The organism is Streptomyces sp. DF42, from assembly GCF_058267695.1.
The window spans coordinates 5,585,559-5,606,111 of record NZ_CM177859.1; the positions used below are offsets into that span (position 1 = coordinate 5,585,559).

A 20,553-nucleotide genomic window follows, 5' to 3' on the forward strand; every position below is an offset into this window, starting at 1 on the left:
AAATTCATCTTTGGCTTGATCTACCCACGGGTTGCCCGGGGCCTTACGCTCGCCGCCATGACAGATGTGCTGCGGCGCGGTAGGGCCTCTTTGGCGTTCAGCTTCTTCGCTCAGGGCGCCACCTTTGCCCTGCTGGTGACGCGCATCCCGGCCATCCAGGACCGGTACGCCGTCTCCGACGCGCTGCTGCCCGCCTTCCTGGCCGCCGTGCCCGTCCTGGCCGGCGTCGGGAGCGTGACGGCCGAGCAGTTGGTGAAGCGGATACCGCCGAGTCTGCTGCTGAGGTGCCTGCAGCCTGTCGTGCTGCTGGCCCTCCTCGGGGTCGGGTGGGGGGAGAACCGGGCCGAGCTGGGGATCGCGCTGGGCGCGTTCGGGCTTGCCGTGGGCGGGCTCGACGCCTCGATGAACATGCTCGGGGTGAGCCTGCAGCGGGCGTACGGGCGCAGCATCATGCTCAGCTTCCATGCCGTGTTCAGCCTCGGCGGGATCATGGGCGCCTCGCTGGCCTGGGCGGGGGCGCACTGGCATCTGGCGCTGTGGGCGTCGTATCTGCCGGTCGTCGGGGTGCTGTTGCCGGCCACGCTGGTCGGGAGTCGGTGGTACGTCGGCGGGGAGGCCGGCTCCGGCGGGCAGACGGTCGAGGCGGGCGAGGGCCAGTCCGTCGTCTTCAAGCTGCTGCTGCCGCTGTGTCTGGTGATGACCTTCGCCTACATCGGGGACTCGACCGTCTCCAACTGGAGCGCCAAGTACCTGAAGGACGTGCTCGGGAGTTCGGAGCAGTTGTCGACGGTGCCGTACAACGTCTACATGGTGACCACGCTGGTGGGGCGGTCGCTGGGGGACTTGGGGGTACGGCGGTTCGGGGCCGTGATGGCGGTGCGGCTGGGGGCGGTGGTGGCGGCGCTCGGGTTCGCCGTGGTGGCGGTGGCGCCCGGCGCGTGGGTCGGGATGCTCGGGTTCACGCTGCTGGGGCTCGGACTGTGCGTGCTGGTGCCGCAGACCTTCGCGGCCGCCGGACGGCTGTTCCCGCACGCGTCCGACGCCGCTGTCGCCCGGCTGAACGTCTTCAACTACGTCGGCTTCCTGGTCGGCTCGCCGCTGGTGGGGGCGCTGGGCGACACGTGGAGCTATCGCGGGGCGATGGTCGTGCCGATGGTGTTGGTGTTGGTGACCCTGTTGTACGCCCGTTCGTTCGCTCCTCAACCGGACCGATACGGTGGCGGGCATGAGCGGCCGCGCACAGTTGATGTGGGACGAGGCAGTAACGGGCTATGACTTCGGTCCGGACCATCCGATGGATCCGGTCCGGCTCGCCCTTACCAGGCACCTCGTCGATGCCTTCGGGCTCGACAAGCACGTCGACGTGGTGGCGGCGAAATCCGCCGGGGAGTCGACCCTGCGGCTTGTCCACCGGGAGGACTACGTCGAGGCCGTGAAGGCGGCTTCGGTGGATCCGGAGGCGGCCGACGGGGCGTACGGGCTCGGGACGATCGACGATCCCGCCTTTGCGGGGATGCACGACGTGTCCGCGCTGATCGCCGGGCAGTCGGTGGGCGCGGCCGAGGCGGTGTGGCGCGGCGAGGCGCTGCACGCGGTGAACTTCGCGGGCGGCCTGCATCATGCGATGCCCGGGGGTGCGTCCGGGTTCTGCATCTACAACGACGCCTCGCTCGCCATCGCCCGGCTGCTGGAGCTGGGAGCCGAGCGGGTCGCCTACGTCGATGTGGACGTGCATCACGGGGACGGGGTGCAGGCGGCCTTCTGGGAGGATCCGCGCGTTCTGACGATCTCGCTGCACGAGCATCCGCGGACGCTGTTTCCGCAAACCGGGTGGCCGGAGGAGACGGGCTCCGACTCGGCGGAGGGCTCGGCCGTGAACCTCGCGCTGCCCGCCGGGACCGGGGATGCCGGATGGCTGCGGGCCTTCCACGCCGTCGTACCGGAACTGATCGCCGATTTCCGGCCGCAGGTGCTGGTGACGCAGCACGGGGCCGACACGCATTTCGAGGATCCGCTCGCGCACCTGGCCGTGTCGCTGGACGCCCAGCGTGCCGTGCAGGTCGCCTGCCATGAGCTCGCGCACGAGTACGCCGACGGCAGGTGGGTCGCGCTCGGCGGCGGCGGATACGCGGTCGTCGAGGTCGTGCCGCGGTCGTGGACGCACCTCGTGGCGATCGCCGCGGGGCGGGAGGTCGCGCCGGAGACGATGATCCCGGAGGGCTGGCGGCAGGAAGTGTTCGCGCGGACACGGCAGTTGGCGCCGGCGCGGATGACGGACGGGCGGTGGCCGGTGGCCTTCGCCGGGTGGGACGAGGGGTACGACCCCGCGGACCGGCTGGACCAGGCGGTGCTGGCGACGCGGCGGGCGGTGTTCCCCCTGCGGGGGCTGCTGGCGTAGCCGACCCGGGGGTCGACCACGCCGGTAGCCGTCGGGTCAGGGGCAGAGGCCGATGTCCGAGTTGTAGTTGATGTCGATCGAGCCGCTCCAGGTCATGCACACGCCGGCGTCGGGGAGGTCCTTGTACACCGGGCCGGCGTAGCTGGTGTAGGAGCCGGAGTCCCTCGCCGGGGCGTTGCTGGTCGGCCAGGTGTCCAGGGTGACCTCCATGAACACGCGGGCGCCGGGGTTGTGGCGCACCGTGACGGCGCACATCTGCTTGGCCGCGGGGTTGTAGGTCACGTACGTGGTGGCGGCAACGGCGGTCTGAGAGGACTTGATCGGCGTGGACATGACGACGTCGTAGCCCTTGCCGCAGGCTCCGTTGTAGGCCCCGGCGGGCGCCGCCGAGGCCGGGGTGGTGGCGGCGAGCGTGCCGCCGAGGGCGAGGACGGCGAGGGCGCCGGCGGTGGCTGCCTTGCTGCGGATCGACTTCATGGTGTTCCCCCTGTTTGATGTCCTGGTCAAAGTGCTTGGGACGGTTGGTCGTTGCCGTCCACGCAGGGTGAGACCAGGGAGCCCCCACGACGGTTGTGGGCCGTTGTGTCGCTGTTCTGTCACCGGTGTCACAGGCGTCGTTACGCCAACTGTGCGGTGTTTGCCCGTTCGCATGGCCCTCCCCATTCCGGTCCGCCACCATCGAGACGTGTTGAGCACCGGAGCCCTGCGCGCCCATCTCCTGGCCGCCCGTCTCGCCGGGTCCGTGGCCACCTCCCGTGAGGAGAGCCTCCGTAGCTATCGGCTCTTCGCCGCCCGCGATCCGCGCGTACTGCTCGGACTTGATCCCGAATGGACATGGAGCCAGCGGGATCTGATCGAGTTGATGGCGGACAAGTGCGGGGTCTCGGCCGATCCTCGACATGTCTCAGGCCATGATCTGATCGATCCGGAGCGCACTCTGATCGCTCTGGATGCCTTCGCGGACCGTCTCGCCGTTGCGGCCCAGCGCAGCGCCCCCGTGCTCCTCGGCACCGGCCACCAGCACCGCCTGCTCGGGTTCTACGCCGCCTTGGCGGACGCGCTGTCGGCGGCGGGATGTACCGTCCTCACACCGGCGCATGGCCACTGTGTCGACATAACGACCCGGTTCGGTCTACGCACGTACAACCTTGACTACGTACAGGGAGTCGCGCTGGTGCGGGAACCCGGTGCTGCTCGCCCCGGTTGTGCGACCGGCGTGCACACGCACTCTCCGCTCCCGGTTCGTACCGCTCTGGCGGCCGCGGCCGAGGCCGGAGGGCCGCTTCCCGAGCTGGTCGTCGGGGATCACGGCTGGGTCTGCGGGGCAGGTCAGCTGGGGTTCGAGGCCATTGGTCTTGCCGATACGGACGACCCCGCGCTCTTCGTGGGGGAGGCTGAGGGGTCCGTGTCCGTAGTAGTTCCACTTGATGACGCTGTGCGGTCTGATTACTACCGGCCGCTTACCCGCTACGTACTCAATCGAGCGTGTCTGTCACAGTAGGCCGCCGATGGGTGCACCTCTTCCCCACTCGCATCACCCGCCCCTACATTGGGGAGTGAGCACGCAGCGACGAAGAGTCACCGGAAGGGGAAGCCGGTGGCCGTCGAGTGCGGAAGGTTCAGGTGTGTCATGGCTGCTGAGCAGAGGCCTCTGAGCGAGGTTCAGTTCCTTACCGTGGCGGAGGTCGCCTCGGTGATGCGAGTGTCGAAGATGACCGTGTACCGGTTGGTGCACAGCGGTCATCTGCCCGCGATCAGGGTGGGGCGGTCCTTCCGCGTCCCCGAGAACGCGGTTCACGAGTACCTCCGCGAGAGTTATGTGGGGGTGGAAACCGCCTGACGACTGCCCCGGGGGGATCCTCAGGGCACTTCTGGATCTCCCCGGCGCCCTCGATTACGACCTCAGCGCTCGGACGGGTAGGCTGGCCCCTTGTAGGTCGTATGGGCCCATGGCGCCCAACGCCGAGTGATGAGAAGTGAGCGAGGGTTGTCGTGGGCTCTGTTATCAAGAAGCGGCGCAAGCGGATGGCGAAGAAGAAGCACCGCAAGCTGCTGAAGCGCACGCGCGTTCAGCGTCGCAACAAGAAGTAGGCGACGCTCCAGAAGCGTGTTCTGTGGCCCCCCACCGCAACCGGTGGGGGGCCACAGGCGTTTGGTGTTCACACAAGCCCCCAGAAGCACACGGGACCGCGCACAAGCCCTGTGCGTACGCACAGGTTTCACATGGCCTGGTCTGTTCGTACGTCTGTGGATGTCGTCACGTCGTGCATTGGGCGGTCATCACAGCGCAACATCGACCCGCTAGGTTGGCCGCACACGGGGAACACGGCAGGCTACGAGTACCGGATGGGCTGGAAGGAAGGCGCAGATCTTGGGCAAGGTCGTGCTCGTGACCGGAGTGGCCCGCAGGCTGGGGGGCCGGTTCGTACGACGGATCCAGCGTGACCCGGACGTTGACCGGGTCATCGCCGTGGACGCGGTGCGACCCGAGCACCACCTGGGGGGAGCCGACTTCATCCTGGCGGACATCCGGCAGCCCACCATTGCGCGCGTGCTCGCCGAGACCGGCGCCGACACGGTCGTCCACATGGACGTGAGCGCGACGGGGCTCGGCAGCGGCAGCCGGACCGTGGTCAAGGAGACCAACGTCATCGGCACGATGCAGCTGCTCGGCGCCTGCCAGAAGTCGCAGAACGTCAAGCGCCTCGTCGTGAAGTCCAGTACGAACGTGTACGGGTCCGCGCCCCGCGATCCCGCGGTGTTCACCGAGACGACCCCGCCCAAGTCCCTGCCCAGCGGCGGCTTCGCCAAGGACACGGTCGAGGTCGAGGGGTATGTACGGGGCTTCGCGCGGCGCCGGCCCGACGTGGCCGTCTGTGTGCTGCGGTTCGCCAACATCCTGGGACCCGCGGCGGACACACCGCTCGCCTCGTACTTCTCGCTGCCGGTCCTGCCGACCGTGTTCGGCTACGACCCGCGGCTGCAGTTCGTGCACGAGGACGACGTCATGGAGGTGCTGCGCATCGCCTCGCTGGAGCCGGCGCGGGGCACGCTCAACAGCGGCACCTTCAACATCGCCGGCGACGGGGTCCTGTTGCTCTCCCAGTGCTCCAGGCGGCTCGGCCGTCCCACGGTGCCGCTGCTGCTGCCGGCGGTCACCTGGGCGGGGTCCCTGGTGCGCACGCTGGGCATGACCGACTTCTCGCCCGAACAGATCCGGCTGCTCACCCACGGCCGGGTCGTGGCGACGGACCAGATGCGTGAGACGCTCGGATTCAAGCCGAAGTACACGACGGCGGAGACCTTCGCGGACTTCGCGCGCAGTCACGGACCCGGGCTCCTGCCGCCGGAGGCCCTCGCGGGGGCCGTCGACCGGATCGCCGCGCTGCCCGTCCCGGGCAGCGGTCACCCCCCGACGCAGAGCGCCAACTGAGGAGCGCATCAACGATGGCGGACGCCAAGGTCATTCCGTTCGACGACGACCGGTCCCGCGGGAGTGCCGTACCGCGGCCGCCGCGGCGCCGGGGCGTGGGCAGCCGACGCAGGACCACGGAACCCGCGCTGGTCGGGGACGTCCAGCCCCTGCCAGGCAGGGCGTCTGCGCAGCATGATGTTCCCGTGACGCATGAGGAACAGCCGCCGCAGCAGGCGCAGAACGACGGTGGTGTGGAGCGGCGCATCGCCGGCGGCCTCTCCTTCCTGCGCCGCCGCCTCACGGGCGACTACGAGGTCGACGACTTCGGTTACGACGAGGAGTTGACCGACCAGGTCCTGATGTCGATGCTGCGCCCGGTGTACGAGAAGTACTTCCGGGTCGAGGTGAAGGGCATCGAGAACATCCCGTCGGACGGCGGCGCGCTGATCGTCGCCAACCACTCCGGGACTCTCCCGCTGGACGGCCTGATGATGCAGGTCGCCGTCCACGACAACCACCCCGCCGGCCGCCATCTGCGGCTGCTGGCGGCGGACCTGGTGTTCATGCTCCCCGTGGTCAACGAACTGGCCCGCAAGCTCGGCCACACCCTGGCCTGCGCGGAGGACGCCGATCGGCTGCTGGGGCAGGGCGAGCTGGTCGGAGTCATGCCGGAGGGCTTCAAGGGCATCGGCAAGCCCTTCAGCGAGCGCTACAAGCTCCAGCGCTTCGGCCGTGGCGGCTTCGTCTCCACGGCGCTGCGGCACGGCACGCCGATCATCCCGTGCTCGATCGTCGGGGCCGAGGAGATCTACCCGATGATCGGCAACGCGAAGACGTTGGCGCGGCTGCTCGGCTTCCCGTACTTCCCGCTGACGCCGACGTTTCCGTGGCTGGGCCCGCTGGGGGCGATCCCGTTGCCGACGAAGTGGACGATCCAGTTCGGCGAGCCGATCAGGACGGACGGCTATCCGCCGGAGGCCGGCGAGGACCCGATGCTGATGTTCAACCTGACCGACCAGGTACGGGAACAGATCCAGCACACCCTCTACAAATTGCTGGTGCAGCGGAGGTCGGTGTTCTTCTGAGGGGGCTCGGGAGGGCTCCGGGGGGCGCCGCAGGGTTTTGGGTACGGCGATGGGGGCGTCTCTCCTGAGAGAGACGCCCCCATCGCCCTACCTGACGACTGGCCGGATACCTGACTACTGGCCGGTGTCCTCGCTGTCGATGCCGAGGCCCGGGAGCAGGCCCGGGAGGAGTGGTGGGATCGTCACGTCCGGTTCGCTGGTAGGGGGCTTGCTTGCGGACGGGGAGGCACTGCCGCTGTCCTTGGGCGGGTCGAGCAGGCCTCCGGTGCTGCCTCCGAGCAGGCCCTCTCCGGTGGACCCGGCCGACTGGCTGGGGCTGCTGGAATGGCCGCCTTCGGAGGTGCCGCTGCCGGTGCTGGGCGTCGTCGACCGCCGACCGGAGCCGGAGGTGCCCTTGGACGCCGTCCCCGAGGCGTGTCGCTTGCCGTCGCCGCCGCCCTGGGCCGGGGACTGCGGCAGCAGGGACTGCAGGGGGGCGACCTCTTCGTCTATGGCGTCGAACACCGACGACAGCTGGTTGCTGACGTCCCCGAGCTGCACCGGAAGCCTTTGGCGCAGGGCGCCCCAGGCGTCGCGGTGCGAGCGCGAGAAGGCGGAGAGTGCCTGGATGGGGCCCAGGGACTCGGGGTCGCGCTCGTACGCCTCGTGCAGCAGCCGATGGCCCTCGGACGCGTCGTGCGTCATGCCCGCCAGGGTACGGCGGATCTCGCCGAGGGACTCGTGGTCGAGCTGGGCGCCGCCGCGGCCGCGCTCCATCAGACGGCGGGCTTCATTCAGCCGGGTGGACGCCTGGTCGAGGTAGGCCACGCCGCGCTGGTCGTCCCCCTCGGACATGTAGTTGAGCTTGAAGTCCTCGATGCCTCGCTTGAGCCCGTAGAGCGAGTCGCCGGGCAGCGCGTCCGAGCTGGCCGCGGCGACTCCGCCGAAGGCGCCCGCCGCGACGCCCACGCTCAGCCCGCCCGCGGCCAGCCCCTTGGTCAGCCGCGACCGGGGTCGCAGTTTGCCCAGTGTGCTCGCGCGGTGGACACCGCGGGAGCGCTGCTGGGGTACCGAAGCATCCGACGCCTCGCCACCGGCGCCCTCCTGCAGCATGGCCTCGAACGCGGCCACCAGCTGAGCTCGCTGGACGACCTTGACCTCAGGGTCCAGCTCCGGTCTTGGCAGCTCGCCGAGACCCTCCGTGAGGACCAACAAACGGCCGTGCTCGGACTGTTCCGCAGCAGCCGGGGCCGGTTGCGGCCCCTCGGACTGCTCGGCCGCCGTGCCCCGGTCCGACTGCTCCTCCAGGGCCTGGGCGAAGGCGTTCGCCCGCCGGTGTGCCGATACGTTCGCGATCACTGGCGGCACCTCCTCTCATCATGACGGTCGACTCCCCAGGGGGTCCTGAGGGTTGCACGCTCTGACCACATCCACACGATCCAGCGATCGAAGACGGCCAGGGAGTGACCACAGGGAGCCTGCATCCCGCACAACGAGCGTGTCGGCACTTGGGTTACGGACGGCGGATGATCGGAACGGAAAGTCAACGCACTTTCACTGACTGCTAGTTGGGTATCACTGAGCGTCAGCGGACGTCGTCCGGGAGGAGGCGGGCCAGGGTACGTACGGCTCGGTACTGAAGGGTCTTGATGGCACCCTCGTTCTTGCCCATCACCCGAGCGGTCTCGGCGACGGAGAGGCCCTGGAGAAAGCGGAGGGTCACGCACTCCTGCTGCTGGGGGTTGAGCCGGCGTACGGCGTCGAGGAGCGCGGCGTTGGAGAGGGACTCCAGGACGGAGTCCTCGGGGGAGCGCTCGACCTCGTTGGCGTCGAGCATCTCGCCGGTCGTCACCTCCAGGCGGAAGCGACTGGACTTGAAGTGGTCGGCCACGAGGTTGCGGGCGATGGTGACCAGCCAGGCGCCGAAGTCACGACCCTGCCAGGTGAAGGTCCCGATACGGCGCAGGGCGCGCAGGAACGTCTCACTGGTGAGGTCCTCGGCGGTGGCCTTGCCGCCGACGCGGTAGTAGATGTACCGGTACACGGTGTCGCTGTACTGGTCGTAGAGGCGGCCGAAGGCGTCGGCCTCGCCGGCCTGGGCGCGTTCGACCAGGTCCATCATGCGGGCGCTGTCGCTGTCCGCGGCCGGACGGCGGGTGGTGGCGGTGCCGGCCGTGCGGCTGCGCCTGCCGACGGCGGCGCTGCCGTCGGCGAGCGCGTAGCACGGGCCGACGGGGGTGTTGGCAACGGCAAGGGCGGGGACGGCGTACGCGGTGGGGACGAAGCCGCGCAACAGGTCTAGGACCGTTGCGCGCAGCGTAGCCAGGCCCGAGGCGTCAACCCCGACGTGTGGGTACACGGGACTCCCAGAGGCAGAGCTTCCATCACGTGCAGTGCGGGACCTTTCACCCGTCGTAGCGACGGAGGGGTACCGGTTTGCGTCTGAGGAGAATAACGCTTCGTGCAGGCGCTGCTACACCCAGTTGCTCAAATCATCGATTACGTCGCTTCTGTAACCGATTCACGCCCGACCAAGTGCCGTTGTGTGACCGGTTGTTGATCGAAATGGTTCGGATTACGAGTGAGAACAGGGCGTGTTGTGGCCGTGTGCAGCCAATGGGACTGGATAAACGCAGGGCGGGCCGGGAAACCCGACCCGACCCGCCGTGTCGTGCTGCGTCGTGCTGCTCCGATGTCAGCGGCGGCGTTTGTGCAGTGCGATCGCCGCCGCCGTTCCCCCTGCCACCGCGCCGACGCCGGCTGCTGCCGGGATGCCGACCTTGGCCGCCTTGCGGCCCGTGCGGTAGTCGCGCAGGCGCCAGTCCAGGTTGCGGGCGTGCTTGCGGAGCTTGCTGTCCGGGTTGATGGCGTAGGGGTGGCCGACCAGGGACAGCATCGGGATGTCGTTGTGGCTGTCGCTGTAGGCGGCGCAGCGGGTCAGGTCCAGGCCCTCCGCCGCGGCCAGCGCGCGAACCGCCTCCGCCTTGGCCGGGCCGTGCAGGGGCTCGCCCACCAGCTTGCCCGTGTAGACGCCGTCGACGGACTCGGCCACCGTGCCCAGGGCGCCGGTGAGGCCGAGGCGGCGGGCGATCACCGTGGCGATCTCCACCGGCGCCGCCGTGACCAGCCACACCTTCTGGCCCGCGTCCAGGTGTGCCTGGGCGAGTGCGCGTGTGCCCGGCCAGATCCGCTCCGCCATGTACTCGTCGTAGATCTCCTCGCCGATCGACTGCAGTTCGGCGACGCGGTGGCCCTTCACGATGGACAGGGCCGAGTCGCGGGCCTCCTGCATGTGCTCGGGGTCCTCGACGCCGGCCAGCCGGAACCATGCCTGCTGCCAGGCGAACTTGGCGAGATCGCGGGTCTCGAAGAACTTCCGCTTGTACAGGCCCCGGCCGAAGTGGAAGAGAGCGGCGCCCTGCATGACGGTGTTGTCGAGATCGAAGAAGGCGGCAGCCTTGTCGTCGCCGAGTACCGGGAAGACCGGTTCCTCCGGGGGGATGTCCTGCGAGGACTTGCGCGCTGCCTCCGCAGAGGCCTCGCCTGCCAACACGCTCCGCGCCGTGGCGGAGCGCCTACGGGGAGTGAGCCATCCGAGAGCGGCCATGACCGTGAGCATAGCCAGTTTGTTCGGTGCCTCCGGACGCGAGAGGTTTGGAAGCTGTGAACTCTCCGCGACCGTGTCGTTAAAGAACTGATGCGATGCGCCCGTTCGTTGCCCTCCCCGCGGCGGTTTCGCGGGGTGTCCCGCCGTCGGGGTCTCGCGCGCGAGAATGGCTGACATGAGTCCCCTCTTTCGACGTAAGCCCGCTCCGCACGAGCGGACGGTCACTCTCATCGGCAAACCCGACTGCCATCTGTGCGACGACGCGCGGCTGGTGGTCGGGAAGGTCTGCGGCGAACTCGGCGTTACCTGGGAGGAGAAGGACATCACCCAGGACAAGGGGCTCCACGACGAGTACTGGGAGCAGATCCCCGTGGTGCTGGTCGACGGCCTGCAGCACACCTTCTGGCGGGTGGACGAGGGCCGGCTCCGCAAAGAACTGACCGACTAGTACAAGACTGTACGGAACGTCGCTTAGGATCGATGGCGATCTGGTCTCGGGGGCGGGATTCACGAGGAGCGTGGCGGTTTTGCCCCCTGGGATGCGCCTGGGACGCGTGTGCGTGACCCCGGTCACGTTGGCCGGGCAAAACGGACACCATCTTTGTGCACGCGTTCACAAAGACATAGCCTGCTGTCGACGGGGCGGTCTGGGTACGTGTGACCGCCTACAGCCCCGCTCTACCCGCAGGAGCACCGTGGCAACTGGCCGATCTCACCGACCGGCGACCCGTAGCCGAGGGATTCCCGAGGCCACCGTCGCCAGGCTTCCGCTGTACCTCCGCGCGCTGACCGGACTGTCGGAGCGCTCGGTACCCACGGTTTCGTCCGAGGAACTCGCCGCCGCCGCGGGCGTCAACTCCGCGAAGCTGCGCAAGGACTTCTCGTACCTGGGGTCGTACGGCACCCGTGGTGTGGGCTACGACGTCGAGTATCTCGTCTACCAGATCTCGCGTGAGCTGGGGCTCACCCAGGACTGGCCGGTTGTGATCGTCGGTATCGGCAATCTCGGCGCCGCCCTGGCCAACTACGGCGGGTTCGCCTCCCGCGGGTTCCGTGTCGCGGCCCTCATAGACGCAGACCCGGCGATGGCCGGCAAGCCCGTCGCGGGGATCCGGGTGCAGCACTCCGATGAGCTGGAAAAGATCATCGACGACAACGGCGTGAGCATCGGCGTCATCGCCACCCCCGCCGGTGCCGCCCAGCCGGTCTGCGACCGGCTCGTGGCCGCCGGCGTCACCTCCATCCTGAACTTCGCGCCGACCGTGCTGACCGTCCCGGACGGCGTCGACGTACGCAAGGTCGATCTCTCGATCGAGCTGCAGATCCTCGCCTTCCACGAGCAGCGCAAGGCCGGCGAGGAGGCCGCGGCGAGCGACGGCGCGGGACCGGCTGCCGCCCGCAGCAAGGAGTCCACCGAGCAGGGCCCGGACGGGGACGTACCCGCCGTGATGCCGGCATGAGTCTCCTCGTCGTCGGGCTGAGCCACCGCAGCGCCCCGGTCAGCGTCCTGGAACGGGCCGCACTGAGCGCGGACGCCCAGATCAAGCTGCTGCAGGACACGGTCGCCGCCGAGCCCGCCACCGAGGCAGCGGTCCTGGCCACCTGCAACCGCATCGAGCTGTACGCCGACGTCGACAAGTTCCACGCCGGTGTCGCCGAGCTGTCCACGCTGCTCGCCCAGCACAGCGGGGTGGGCCTGGAAGAGCTCACGCCCTACCTCTACGTCCACTACGAGGACCGGGCCGTCCATCACCTGTTCTCGGTGGCGTGCGGGCTGGACTCCATGGTCGTGGGCGAGGGGCAGATCCTCGGGCAGATAAAGGACTCGCTGGCCAAGGCGCAGGACCTGCACACCGCGGGACGGCTGCTGAACGACCTGTTCCAGCAGGCGCTGCGGGTCGGCAAGCGTGCCCACTCCGAGACCGGCATCGACCGGGCCGGGCAGTCTCTGGTCACCTTCGGCCTGGAGCAGTTGTCCGCCGGAGCCGACGTCCAGGCGTGGGCCCGCGGTAAGAAGGCGCTGGTCATCGGTGCCGGCTCGATGTCCTCGCTGGCCGCCGCCACGCTCGCGCGGGCCGGGGTCACCGAGATCGTGATCGCCAACCGCACCGCGGACCGGGCTCAGCGGCTCGCACAGATACTCACCGAGGGTGACGGCACGGACGTGGCGGCCCGCGCGGTACCGATGGGTGCGGTGCCGGCCGAGCTGACACGTGCCGACGTCGTGGTGTCCTGTACGGGGGCGACCGGGCTGGTGCTCTCGGCGGAGACGATCGCGGGGGCGGCCGAGGGCCGCACGCCGGGCGTGTCGGGCGGGAGCGCGGGGCAGGCGGACGGCGGCTTCGGCCGTACGACAGCGGCAGCGGCGACGACGGCCGCGTCCGGCCCGTCGGTCCCGGCCGCCGAGTCCGTCGTACCCGATGAGTTCGCGCCCGCCGGCCTCGGTGCCGAGGCAGGGTGTCCGCTCGATCTGCCCGCCGTGCAGGCCACCACCGGTTTCTCCGTGCTAGGCGAGGCCGCCGTGGCCGGAATGGCCGCCTCCGAGCTGGAGCAGCACGCGGCCTGGGTGGACAACGCCCCGCGGCCGCAGAGCTCCACCCCTGCGCCCGCCCCGGTCGTCGTGCTGGACCCCGCCGAGGACGCCGAGGCCATCGCGGCGCTCGCCGCCCTCGCCGCCTCCGTCGGCCGCATCCCCGAGCGCCGTAAGCCCGAGCCGGTCGTCGAGGCCCCGCGCCCCACGCCCGTCCTCTTCCTCCTCGACCTCGCGATGCCCCGCGACATCGACGCGGCCGTGCACCGGCTGGCCGGGGTGCGGCTGGTGGACATCGAATCGCTGGCCGAGGCTTCCGCCGACGCACCGATGGCCGCCGACGTCGACCAGGTCCGCCGCATCGTCTCCGACGAGGTCGCGGCCTTCGGGGCGGCGCTCCGGGCCGCGCACATCACGCCCACCGTGGTCGCCCTGCGGACGATGGCCGCCGACGTCGTCGCGAGCGAGATCGCGCGGCTGGAGGGGCGGCTGCCCGGGCTCGACGACAAGCACCGCGGCGAGATCACCCAGACCGTCAAGCGCGTCGTCGACAAGCTGCTGCACGCGCCGACCGTACGGGTCAAGCAGCTCGCGGCCGAGCCCGGCGGCGCCGGGTACGCGGACGCGCTGCGCACCCTGTTCGACCTCGACCAGGAGGCGGTGGCCGCCGTCTCCCGGGCCGAAAACGACTCAGAGATCAGCAAGAACCGAGGGCCAGCATGAACAGCAAGGCACTGAGACTCGGGACCAGGCGAAGCAGACTCGCCATGGCCCAGTCCGGGCAAGTGGCGGACGCCGTGAGCCAGGTGACCGGACGGCCCGTCGAGCTCGTCGAGATCACCACCTACGGCGACACCTCCCGCGAGCACCTCGCGCAGATCGGCGGCACGGGAGTGTTCGTCACGGCGCTGCGTGACGCACTGCTGCGGGGTGAGGTCGACTTCGCGGTTCATTCGCTCAAGGACCTGCCCACCGCGCAGCCCGCGGAACTGGCGCTGGCCGCCGTCCCGCCGCGTGAGGACCCGCGCGACGTGATCGTCGCCCGGGACGCGCTGAAGTTCACCGACCTGCCGCGCGGCGCGCGCATCGGTACGGGTTCGCCGCGCCGCATGGCGCAGCTGAACGCGTACGCGCGCAGCCACGCGCTGGACATACAGACGGTCCCGATACGGGGCAACGTCGACACCCGGATCCGGTATGTGCGGGACGGTGAGCTGGACGCCGTCGTCCTCGCCGCCGCCGGCCTCAGCCGGATAGGCCGGATCGACGAAGTGACCGACTTCCTGTCGGTCGACACGGTTCTGCCCGCCCCCGGCCAGGGGGCGCTGGCGATCGAGTGCAGGGCGGGGAACACCGCCCAAGACACTGACCTGATCGCGGCACTCGGCGAACTCGACGACCCGTTCACGCGGGCCGCCGTGACCGCCGAAAGGTCACTGCTCGCCGCCCTGGAGGCCGGGTGCAGCGCCCCTGTGGGCGCGCTGGCCGACCTTCTGGCCGACGGGCAGATTGTCAACGAAATGCGCCTGCGCGGCATAGTCGGTACGACCGACGGCACGCGTACGGTGCAGCTGTCCACCACCGGTCCCGTGCCCGAGACGTACGACCAAGCAATGGCGCTCGGCCGTGAACTCGCGGCCGAGATGCTTGCCCAGGGCGCGGCCGGTCTGATGGGGGAGCGAGCACAGTGAGCCCCACCACCCTTCCCACCGGCCTCGATCACGGGCACGTCACCTTCCTCGGTGCCGGACCCGGGGATCCGGGACTGCTGACTCTGCGCGCCGTGGAGGCGCTGGCGAACGCGGACGTACTGGTCGCCGAGCACGACGTGCTCGACGTGGTGCGTCAGCACGCCAGACAGGGCGCCGCCGAGGTGCACACGGACGGGGGCCCTTCGTCGGACCCGCTTCCGGGCACGGGCACACCTCAGCTGGCGGTTGTTGACGGTTCGTCAACAACCGCTGGAGTCCCCGTGGTACGGGATGCCGCACATCTTGTCATGGAGGCCGCGCGGGGCGGCAGGCGGGTCGTGCGTGCGGTGTCCGGGGATCCCGGACTCGACACGTACGCCGCCGAGGAGATGCTCGCCTGCGCCCGCGCCGGCGTGCCCTTCGAGGTGGTGCCCGGTGTCGCCACCGCCGTCGGCGTGCCCGCGTACGCAGGTGTTCCGCTGCGGGACGCCGAGGGCGCGGACGTGCGGTTCGTCGACGCCCGCACGGCCTCGGACCGGTGCTGGACGGAGGTGGGGGCGTCGGACGGGACCGTGGTCGTGTCGACGACGCTGGACTCCGTCGGTGCCGCCGCCGGTGAACTGGTGTCGGCAGGCCGTAAGCCCGATACGTCGATGACCGTGACGGTGGCTGGTACGACCACTCGTCAGCGGACCTGGACGGCCACGCTCGGCACCATCGCGCAGACCCTGAAGCAGGCCAAGGTGCTGCCGTCGCCCGAGGGCGGCCGGCCGGTGATAGCCGTGGTCGGTGAGCGTTCCGCCGCCGCCCAGCGCGACCAGTTGTCGTGGTTCGAGTCCAAGCCGCTGTTCGGCTGGAAGGTTCTCGTGCCGCGTACGAAGGAGCAGGCGGCCTCGCTCTCCGACCAGCTGCGGTCCTACGGGGCCGTGCCGCACGAGGTGCCGACCATCGCCGTCGAGCCGCCGCGCACGCCCCAGCAGCTGGAGCGGGCCGTGAAGGGGCTCGTCACCGGGCGCTACGAGTGGATCGCCTTCACCTCGGTGAACGCGGTCAAGGCCGTACGGGAGAAGTTCGAGGAGTACGGGCTCGACGCGCGGGCCTTCGCGGGGATCAAGGTCGCCGCGGTGGGCGAGCAGACGGCGAAGGCGCTGGTCGCCTTTGGCGTGAAGCCGGATCTGGTGCCCAGCGGGGAGCAGTCGGCTGCGGGGCTGCTGGAGGACTGGCCGCCGTACGACCCCGTTTTCGATCCGATCGACCGGGTGTTCCTGCCGCGGGCGGACATCGCCACGGAGACCCTTGTCGCCGGGCTCATCGAGCTGGGCTGGGAGGTCGACGACGTCACCGCGTACCGGACCGTGCGGGCGTCGCCGCCGCCGGCCGACACCCGGGAGGCGATCAAGGGGGGTGGCTTCGACGCCGTTCTCTTCACATCGTCCTCCACCGTGCGCAACCTGGTGGGTATCGCCGGGAAGCCGCACAACGTGACGGTGATCGCCTGTATCGGTCCGGCCACCGCGAAGACCGCCGAGGAGCACGGGCTGCGGGTGGACGTGATGGCTCCGGAGCCGTCCGTGCACAGGCTGGCCGAGGCGCTGGCGGACTTCGGGCTGCGGCGGCGGGCCGCCGCACAGGAGGCCGGCGATGCGGTTACCCGTCCGAGTGAGCGGCGGCCGGGGGCCCGGCGGCGTCGTACGACCTGAGGCGGTCGGGGGTGCGCGTCCCTGGGGCGCTGCGCCCCCGGGCCCCCGCTTCGGCTCTGAAGAGGCCTCGTCCTCGGGCGCCGGACGGGCCGGATGCGCTCACGCGGGTTGTGGGGTCACCGTATGCCCGAAGCGCAGCAGGTTGCCTGGGTCGTATGTCGCCTTCGTGTGGCTCAGGCGGGCGTAGACCTCGTCCGTCCAGGCGCGCGCCCGGTCCCTCTCGTTCCCCGGTGTGCCGTGGAGGTTGACCATCGTGTGGCCCGTGCTGTGCGGGGCCATCGCGGTGTGGAGGGCACTCGTCGCTGATTCCACGGCTGCCGCGAACTCGGCGTCGGGCAGGACGCCGACCGTTTCCAGGATGTAGCTGGCGTCGCGGGCGCAGATGGCGTCCTCGATGTCGGCGGGGCGGGAGAGTTCGCCGCCCATGTGGCGGAGTTCGACCAGGAGGAGCGGGAGGTCGGGGACCACCGGGCCCGCCTGGCCGAGGAACGTCGTGAGGGCGTCCGGGGGCAGGGCCCTGAGAAGGGTGCAGGCTTCGCGGGCGGGGAGCGGGTCCTGCGGGTCCATGTAGATGCGGTCCATGGCCGCGTACGGCATCACCTCCACGGTGTCGAGGACGACCGGGGCGGCCTCGCGCAGGGGTGCCAGCAGGTGCTCGCCCTCCTCCGCGTCGCCGGTCCAGGCCAGGGCGACGCGAGACCAGAAGCCGCCGCGCAGGGGCTCGGGGATCTCCGGGATCGGCGGGAGGCGCAGGAGGGTGTACGCGCTGCACATCTCGATGGGGAGCGTGGTCGTCCAGTCGGTCCAGGTGCGGAGCACCGCCTCCGCGTCTTCGCCGGAGAAGTAGATGCCGCCGCCCAGCACCGTGGCGAGCGGGAGCAGGTCGAAGGTCAGCTCGGTGACCACACCCACGTTGCCCTTGCCGCCGCGCAGGGCCCAGAAGAGGTCGGGTTCGGTGTCGGCGGTCGCCGTGCGCAGCCCGGCGTCGGGGGTGACCACCTGGAAGGAACGGACCCGGTCGGCCGCGTAGCCGTAGGCCCGGCCGAGGATGGGGAGACCGCCGCCCAGCGTGTAGCCGACGACGCCCGCGTCCGAGGAGGAGCCGTTGAGCGGGGCGAGACCGTGCGGGGCGGCCGCCTCCAGGACGTGGCGCCACTTCGCGCCGGCGGCGACCGTCGCCGTCCGTCCGGCCGGGTCGATCGTCACGTCCGTCAGGCGGGTGGTGCTGATGAGCAGCCCGCCGTCGATCGGGAAGTTCGCGCCGTGGCCGGTGGCCTGGACGGCGACCGGTGTGCCGGTGGCCGCGGCCCAGCGCATCGCCGTGACGACGTCGTCGGTGCCCTTGGCTCCGACCACGATGTCGGGACGGTGGATGGCGGCCAGGTTGAAGCCGGTGACCTCGGCGACGTAGGCGTCGTCGCCCGGGCGCAGGACGGGCCCGTGGATCTCGGACAGGGCGAACAGGTCCGGGGTGTGGTGGGTGGTGGTCATCTCGTCCTCCGCGGTGCGTGACGGAGGGACGGCGGCGGCAGGTGGCGGGAGGGGCCGTCGGGGTCCCCTCGTTCGGTCGGCTCTCTCAGGATGGACCCGGGGTGTGAGGGGCGCATGGCGGGTGTCCGGGCGCCGACGGTCCGTCGGCAAAGGCGCCCCTGAGCCGGGCGTAGCGTAGGCGCCATGACGACGTACGGATCCTTTCCCGGCACCCGGCCGCGGCGGCTGCGCACCACTCCCGTCATGCGGCGCATGGTCGCCGAGACCCGGCTGCACCCTGCGGACTTCATCCTCCCGGCATTCGTGCGCGAGGGCGTGAGCGAGCCCGTGCCGATCGCCGCCATGCCCGGCGTCGTACAGCACACGCGCGACAGCCTGAAGAAGGCGGCCGCCGAGGCGGTGGCGGCCGGGATCTCCGGGATCATGCTGTTCGGCGTGCCGGAGGAGGAGAAGAAGGACGCCCTCGGGACGCCGGGGACGGATCCTGCCGGGATTCTGCAGGTCGCGATCCGCGACGTGCGGGCCGAGGTGGGCGACGACCTGCTCGTCATGTCCGATCTGTGTCTCGACGAGACCACCGATCACGGGCATTGCGGGGTGCTCGACGCAGAAGGGCGCGTCGACAACGACGCCACCCTTGAGCGGTACGCCGAGATGGCGCAGGTCCAGGCCGACGCGGGCGCCCATGTGGTGGGGCCGAGCGGGATGATGGACGGGCAGATCGGGGTCGTCCGTGACGCGCTCGACCAGATCGGGCGGGAGGACGTCGCGATCCTCGCCTACACCGCGAAGTACGCGTCCGCCTTCTACGGGCCGTTCCGCGAGGCCGTCGGCTCGTCGCTGAAGGGCGACCGCAAGACCTACCAGCAGGATCCGGCGAACGTCCGCGAGTCCCTGCGGGAGCTGGCGCTCGATCTCGAAGAGGGCGCCGACATGGTGATGGTCAAGCCGGCCGGGCCCTACCTCGACGTCCTGGCGCGCGTCGCCGACGCCGTGGACGTGCCGGTGGCCGCCTACCAGATCTCCGGCGAGTACTCGATGGTCGAGGCCGCCGCCGAGAAGGGCTGGATCGACCGCGACCGGGCGATCCTGGAGACGCTGACCGGCATCAGGCGGGCGGGCGCGCAGAACATCCTGACGTACTGGGCCGTGGAGGCCGCGCAGAAGCTGCGCTGAGCACCGGCGGGAGCGGCGCTCACGGGGCCGACGGCGAGGGAGCCCGCCCGGGGGCCGAGTGCGAGGTGGGACTGCTCACGGACGACGGTCCCTCGTCGCGCAGGCCCTCGCCGTCCTTGCACGCCGCGAGCACGAGCGCGGCGAGTGCGGCCGTCGCGGCGAGGAGCAGGCGGGCTCGGATGCGGGTGGGGGATGCGGACATGGCGCGGCCCTCTCGATGGCGAACTGGGGGTCGGGGCACCAGCCTGCGTCGTGAACGGCCCGGCTCGCCACACTCCCCGCGCGATTCGGGACGCCGGACCGGCGGGATGCCCTCTGACCTGCTGGGACGTCATGTCCCGGAGGCGCGGTCCGGGACGCTTCGCCGGCCCCGGGCCTGCTCCGGAGCCGTGAGATCACGGCACGGGCACCATCAAGTTCCGCCGGGAGTTAGGTTGTTGACGACCGGCCGTCGGCTCCTGGACGACCTCGTCGTCGGCCCGTGAAGACCACCCCGACTCGCCACGGAGACGCCCATGTCCGGTGACGCCCTCAGCCAGGATCCCGCCGAGCTGAGAAGGAGGATCGACACCACCAAGGCGCACCCCGCCCGCGTCTACGACGTCTTCCTCGGCGGCAAGGACAACTACCCCGTCGACCGGGCGGCGGCCGCCGCCGCACTCGCCGCCAACCCGCGCGGCTACCTCGACGTACGGCACAACCGCGACTTCCTGCGGCGGGCGGTGAACACGCTGGCCGAGGACCACGGCATACGCCAGTTCCTCGACATCGGTACCGGCCTGCCCACCGCGGAGAACGTCCACCAGATCGCCCAGCGGATCGCCCCCGACTCGCGGGTCGTGTACGTCGACAACGACCCGGTGGTGCTCGCCCACGCGCGGGCGCTGCTCACGAGTGGGCCCGAGGGCCGTACGGACTACATCGACGCCGACTTCAAGAACCCCGCGCAGATCCTCGAACAGGCCGCGAAGACGCTGGACTTCGACCGGCCCGTCGCGCTGTGCCTCGTGGCACTCCTGCACTTCGTCGAGGACGAGGAGGCGTACCCGATCGTGCGCGAACTCGTCGAGGCGCTTCCGTCCGGGAGCCGGCTGGTGCTCAGCCATCTCACCGAGGACCTCAACCCCGAGAACATCCGCGCGGTCCAGCGCACCTACACCGAGCGGGGATTCACCTTCGTACTGCGTTCCGAGGCGGAGGTCGCGCGGTTCTTCACGGAGAACTCCCTGGAGTTGGCGGATCCCGGCGTGGTCCCCGCCCACCACTGGCGCGCCGACGACGCCGCTCCCGTCCCGGAGCAGCCCGACGCCTCCTACCTGGCGGCCCTCGACGACATCGAGAAGGTGCGCTACGCCGACATCAACGACGTCACGGACGCTGACATCAACGTGTACGCGGCGGTCGGCGGCAAGGGCTGACCGGAAAACGTTCCCGAAGACTCCTGGAGGGGGCAATTTCGGCCTGTCATGGTCAGTGTCCGA

Annotated in this window: 20 protein-coding genes; 14 read left to right on the top strand and 6 right to left on the bottom strand. The window is 70.4% G+C overall.

Annotated elements, in window-relative coordinates; all coding sequences use genetic code 11:
* The first annotated feature begins 57 nt into the window (after positions 1–57).
* Both ACYUED_RS25565 and ACYUED_RS25570 read left to right on the top strand, forming a co-directional pair.
* Positions 58–1,275, top strand: a complete 1,218-nt coding sequence (locus ACYUED_RS25565) for an MFS transporter (protein WP_491285379.1) — start codon at positions 58–60, stop codon at positions 1,273–1,275.
* Positions 1,226–2,398 carry an acetoin utilization protein AcuC gene (locus ACYUED_RS25570; RefSeq protein ID WP_491285381.1) on the top strand — a complete coding sequence of 391 codons (1,173 nt, stop codon included), beginning with the start codon at positions 1,226–1,228 and terminating at the stop codon, positions 2,396–2,398. The genes ACYUED_RS25565 and ACYUED_RS25570 overlap by 50 nt, the downstream gene beginning before the upstream one ends.
* 36 nt (positions 2,399–2,434) lie before the next feature.
* Here ACYUED_RS25570 and ACYUED_RS25575 read toward each other — a convergent pair whose 3' ends face one another.
* On the bottom strand, positions 2,435–2,875 hold the full coding sequence (locus ACYUED_RS25575) for a hypothetical protein (protein WP_491285382.1): 441 nt from the start codon (positions 2,873–2,875) through the stop codon (positions 2,435–2,437).
* A 208-nt stretch (positions 2,876–3,083) separates the two neighbouring features.
* Between ACYUED_RS25575 and ACYUED_RS25580 the strand changes: the two genes are divergently transcribed.
* From ACYUED_RS25580 to ACYUED_RS25600, 5 genes are all read left to right on the top strand, one after another.
* Entirely contained in the window at positions 3,084–3,899 is an 816-nt protein-coding gene (locus ACYUED_RS25580; protein ID WP_491285384.1) for a phosphatase, read from the top strand.
* A gap of 129 nt (positions 3,900–4,028) precedes the next feature.
* Complete coding sequence (locus ACYUED_RS25585) at positions 4,029–4,238, top strand: helix-turn-helix domain-containing protein (RefSeq protein ID WP_016437488.1); 210 nt, start codon at positions 4,029–4,031, stop codon at positions 4,236–4,238.
* Between the two features lie 152 nt (positions 4,239–4,390).
* Complete coding sequence (locus ACYUED_RS25590; RefSeq protein WP_003948845.1) at positions 4,391–4,489, top strand: 30S ribosomal protein bS22; 99 nt, start codon at positions 4,391–4,393, stop codon at positions 4,487–4,489.
* 280 nt (positions 4,490–4,769) lie between these two features.
* Positions 4,770–5,831 carry an NAD-dependent epimerase/dehydratase family protein gene (locus ACYUED_RS25595; protein ID WP_491285430.1) on the top strand — a complete coding sequence of 354 codons (1,062 nt, stop codon included), beginning with the start codon at positions 4,770–4,772 and terminating at the stop codon, positions 5,829–5,831.
* 14 nt (positions 5,832–5,845) lie between these two features.
* On the top strand, positions 5,846–6,898 hold the full coding sequence (locus ACYUED_RS25600; protein WP_491285432.1) for a lysophospholipid acyltransferase family protein: 1,053 nt from the start codon (positions 5,846–5,848) through the stop codon (positions 6,896–6,898).
* Positions 6,899–7,012: 114 nt separating this feature from the next.
* Here the strand turns inward: ACYUED_RS25600 and ACYUED_RS25605 are convergent, their stop codons facing one another.
* The 3 genes from ACYUED_RS25605 to ACYUED_RS25615 form a co-directional block, all read right to left on the bottom strand.
* Positions 7,013–8,236, bottom strand: coding sequence for a DUF5667 domain-containing protein (locus tag ACYUED_RS25605; RefSeq protein WP_491285433.1), 1,224 nt, complete (start codon positions 8,234–8,236; stop codon positions 7,013–7,015).
* A 226-nt stretch (positions 8,237–8,462) separates the two neighbouring features.
* Complete coding sequence (locus ACYUED_RS25610; protein ID WP_491285435.1) at positions 8,463–9,236, bottom strand: ECF subfamily RNA polymerase sigma factor, BldN family; 774 nt, start codon at positions 9,234–9,236, stop codon at positions 8,463–8,465.
* Between the two features lie 336 nt (positions 9,237–9,572).
* Positions 9,573–10,484, bottom strand: coding sequence for an HAD family hydrolase (locus ACYUED_RS25615; RefSeq protein WP_491285437.1), 912 nt, complete (start codon positions 10,482–10,484; stop codon positions 9,573–9,575).
* Between the two features lie 166 nt (positions 10,485–10,650).
* Between ACYUED_RS25615 and ACYUED_RS25620 the strand changes: the two genes are divergently transcribed.
* From ACYUED_RS25620 to ACYUED_RS25640, 5 genes are all read left to right on the top strand, one after another.
* Positions 10,651–10,932, top strand: coding sequence for a glutaredoxin family protein (locus tag ACYUED_RS25620; RefSeq protein ID WP_491285439.1), 282 nt, complete (start codon positions 10,651–10,653; stop codon positions 10,930–10,932).
* 247 nt (positions 10,933–11,179) lie between these two features.
* On the top strand, positions 11,180–11,944 hold the full coding sequence (locus ACYUED_RS25625) for a redox-sensing transcriptional repressor Rex (protein WP_491285441.1): 765 nt from the start codon (positions 11,180–11,182) through the stop codon (positions 11,942–11,944).
* Positions 11,941–13,737, top strand: coding sequence for a glutamyl-tRNA reductase (locus ACYUED_RS25630; protein ID WP_491285443.1), 1,797 nt, complete (start codon positions 11,941–11,943; stop codon positions 13,735–13,737). The genes ACYUED_RS25625 and ACYUED_RS25630 overlap by 4 nt, the downstream gene beginning before the upstream one ends.
* On the top strand, positions 13,734–14,705 hold the full coding sequence (hemC, locus tag ACYUED_RS25635; RefSeq protein WP_491285445.1) for a hydroxymethylbilane synthase: 972 nt from the start codon (positions 13,734–13,736) through the stop codon (positions 14,703–14,705). Before ACYUED_RS25630 ends, hemC begins: the two co-directional genes overlap by 4 nt.
* Positions 14,702–16,405 (top strand): bifunctional uroporphyrinogen-III C-methyltransferase/uroporphyrinogen-III synthase, encoded by a 1,704-nt coding sequence (locus ACYUED_RS25640; RefSeq protein WP_491285446.1) that lies wholly within the window; start codon positions 14,702–14,704, stop codon positions 16,403–16,405. Before hemC ends, ACYUED_RS25640 begins: the two co-directional genes overlap by 4 nt.
* A gap of 99 nt (positions 16,406–16,504) precedes the next feature.
* Here the strand turns inward: ACYUED_RS25640 and ACYUED_RS25645 are convergent, their stop codons facing one another.
* Positions 16,505–17,896 (bottom strand): FAD-binding oxidoreductase, encoded by a 1,392-nt coding sequence (locus ACYUED_RS25645; protein ID WP_491285447.1) that lies wholly within the window; start codon positions 17,894–17,896, stop codon positions 16,505–16,507.
* A gap of 183 nt (positions 17,897–18,079) precedes the next feature.
* Here ACYUED_RS25645 and hemB point away from each other — a divergent pair, with 183 nt between their 5' ends.
* Positions 18,080–19,072: a porphobilinogen synthase gene (gene hemB, locus ACYUED_RS25650; protein WP_491285449.1), complete on the top strand. Its 993-nt coding sequence runs from the start codon at positions 18,080–18,082 to the stop codon at positions 19,070–19,072.
* 19 nt (positions 19,073–19,091) lie between these two features.
* On the opposite strand, the gene ACYUED_RS25655 is transcribed toward hemB, so the two are convergent.
* Complete coding sequence (locus ACYUED_RS25655) at positions 19,092–19,274, bottom strand: hypothetical protein (RefSeq protein ID WP_491285451.1); 183 nt, start codon at positions 19,272–19,274, stop codon at positions 19,092–19,094.
* Between the two features lie 313 nt (positions 19,275–19,587).
* Between ACYUED_RS25655 and ACYUED_RS25660 the strand changes: the two genes are divergently transcribed.
* Positions 19,588–20,490 (top strand): SAM-dependent methyltransferase, encoded by a 903-nt coding sequence (locus tag ACYUED_RS25660; protein ID WP_491285452.1) that lies wholly within the window; start codon positions 19,588–19,590, stop codon positions 20,488–20,490.
* Positions 20,491–20,553 lie beyond the last annotated feature (63 nt).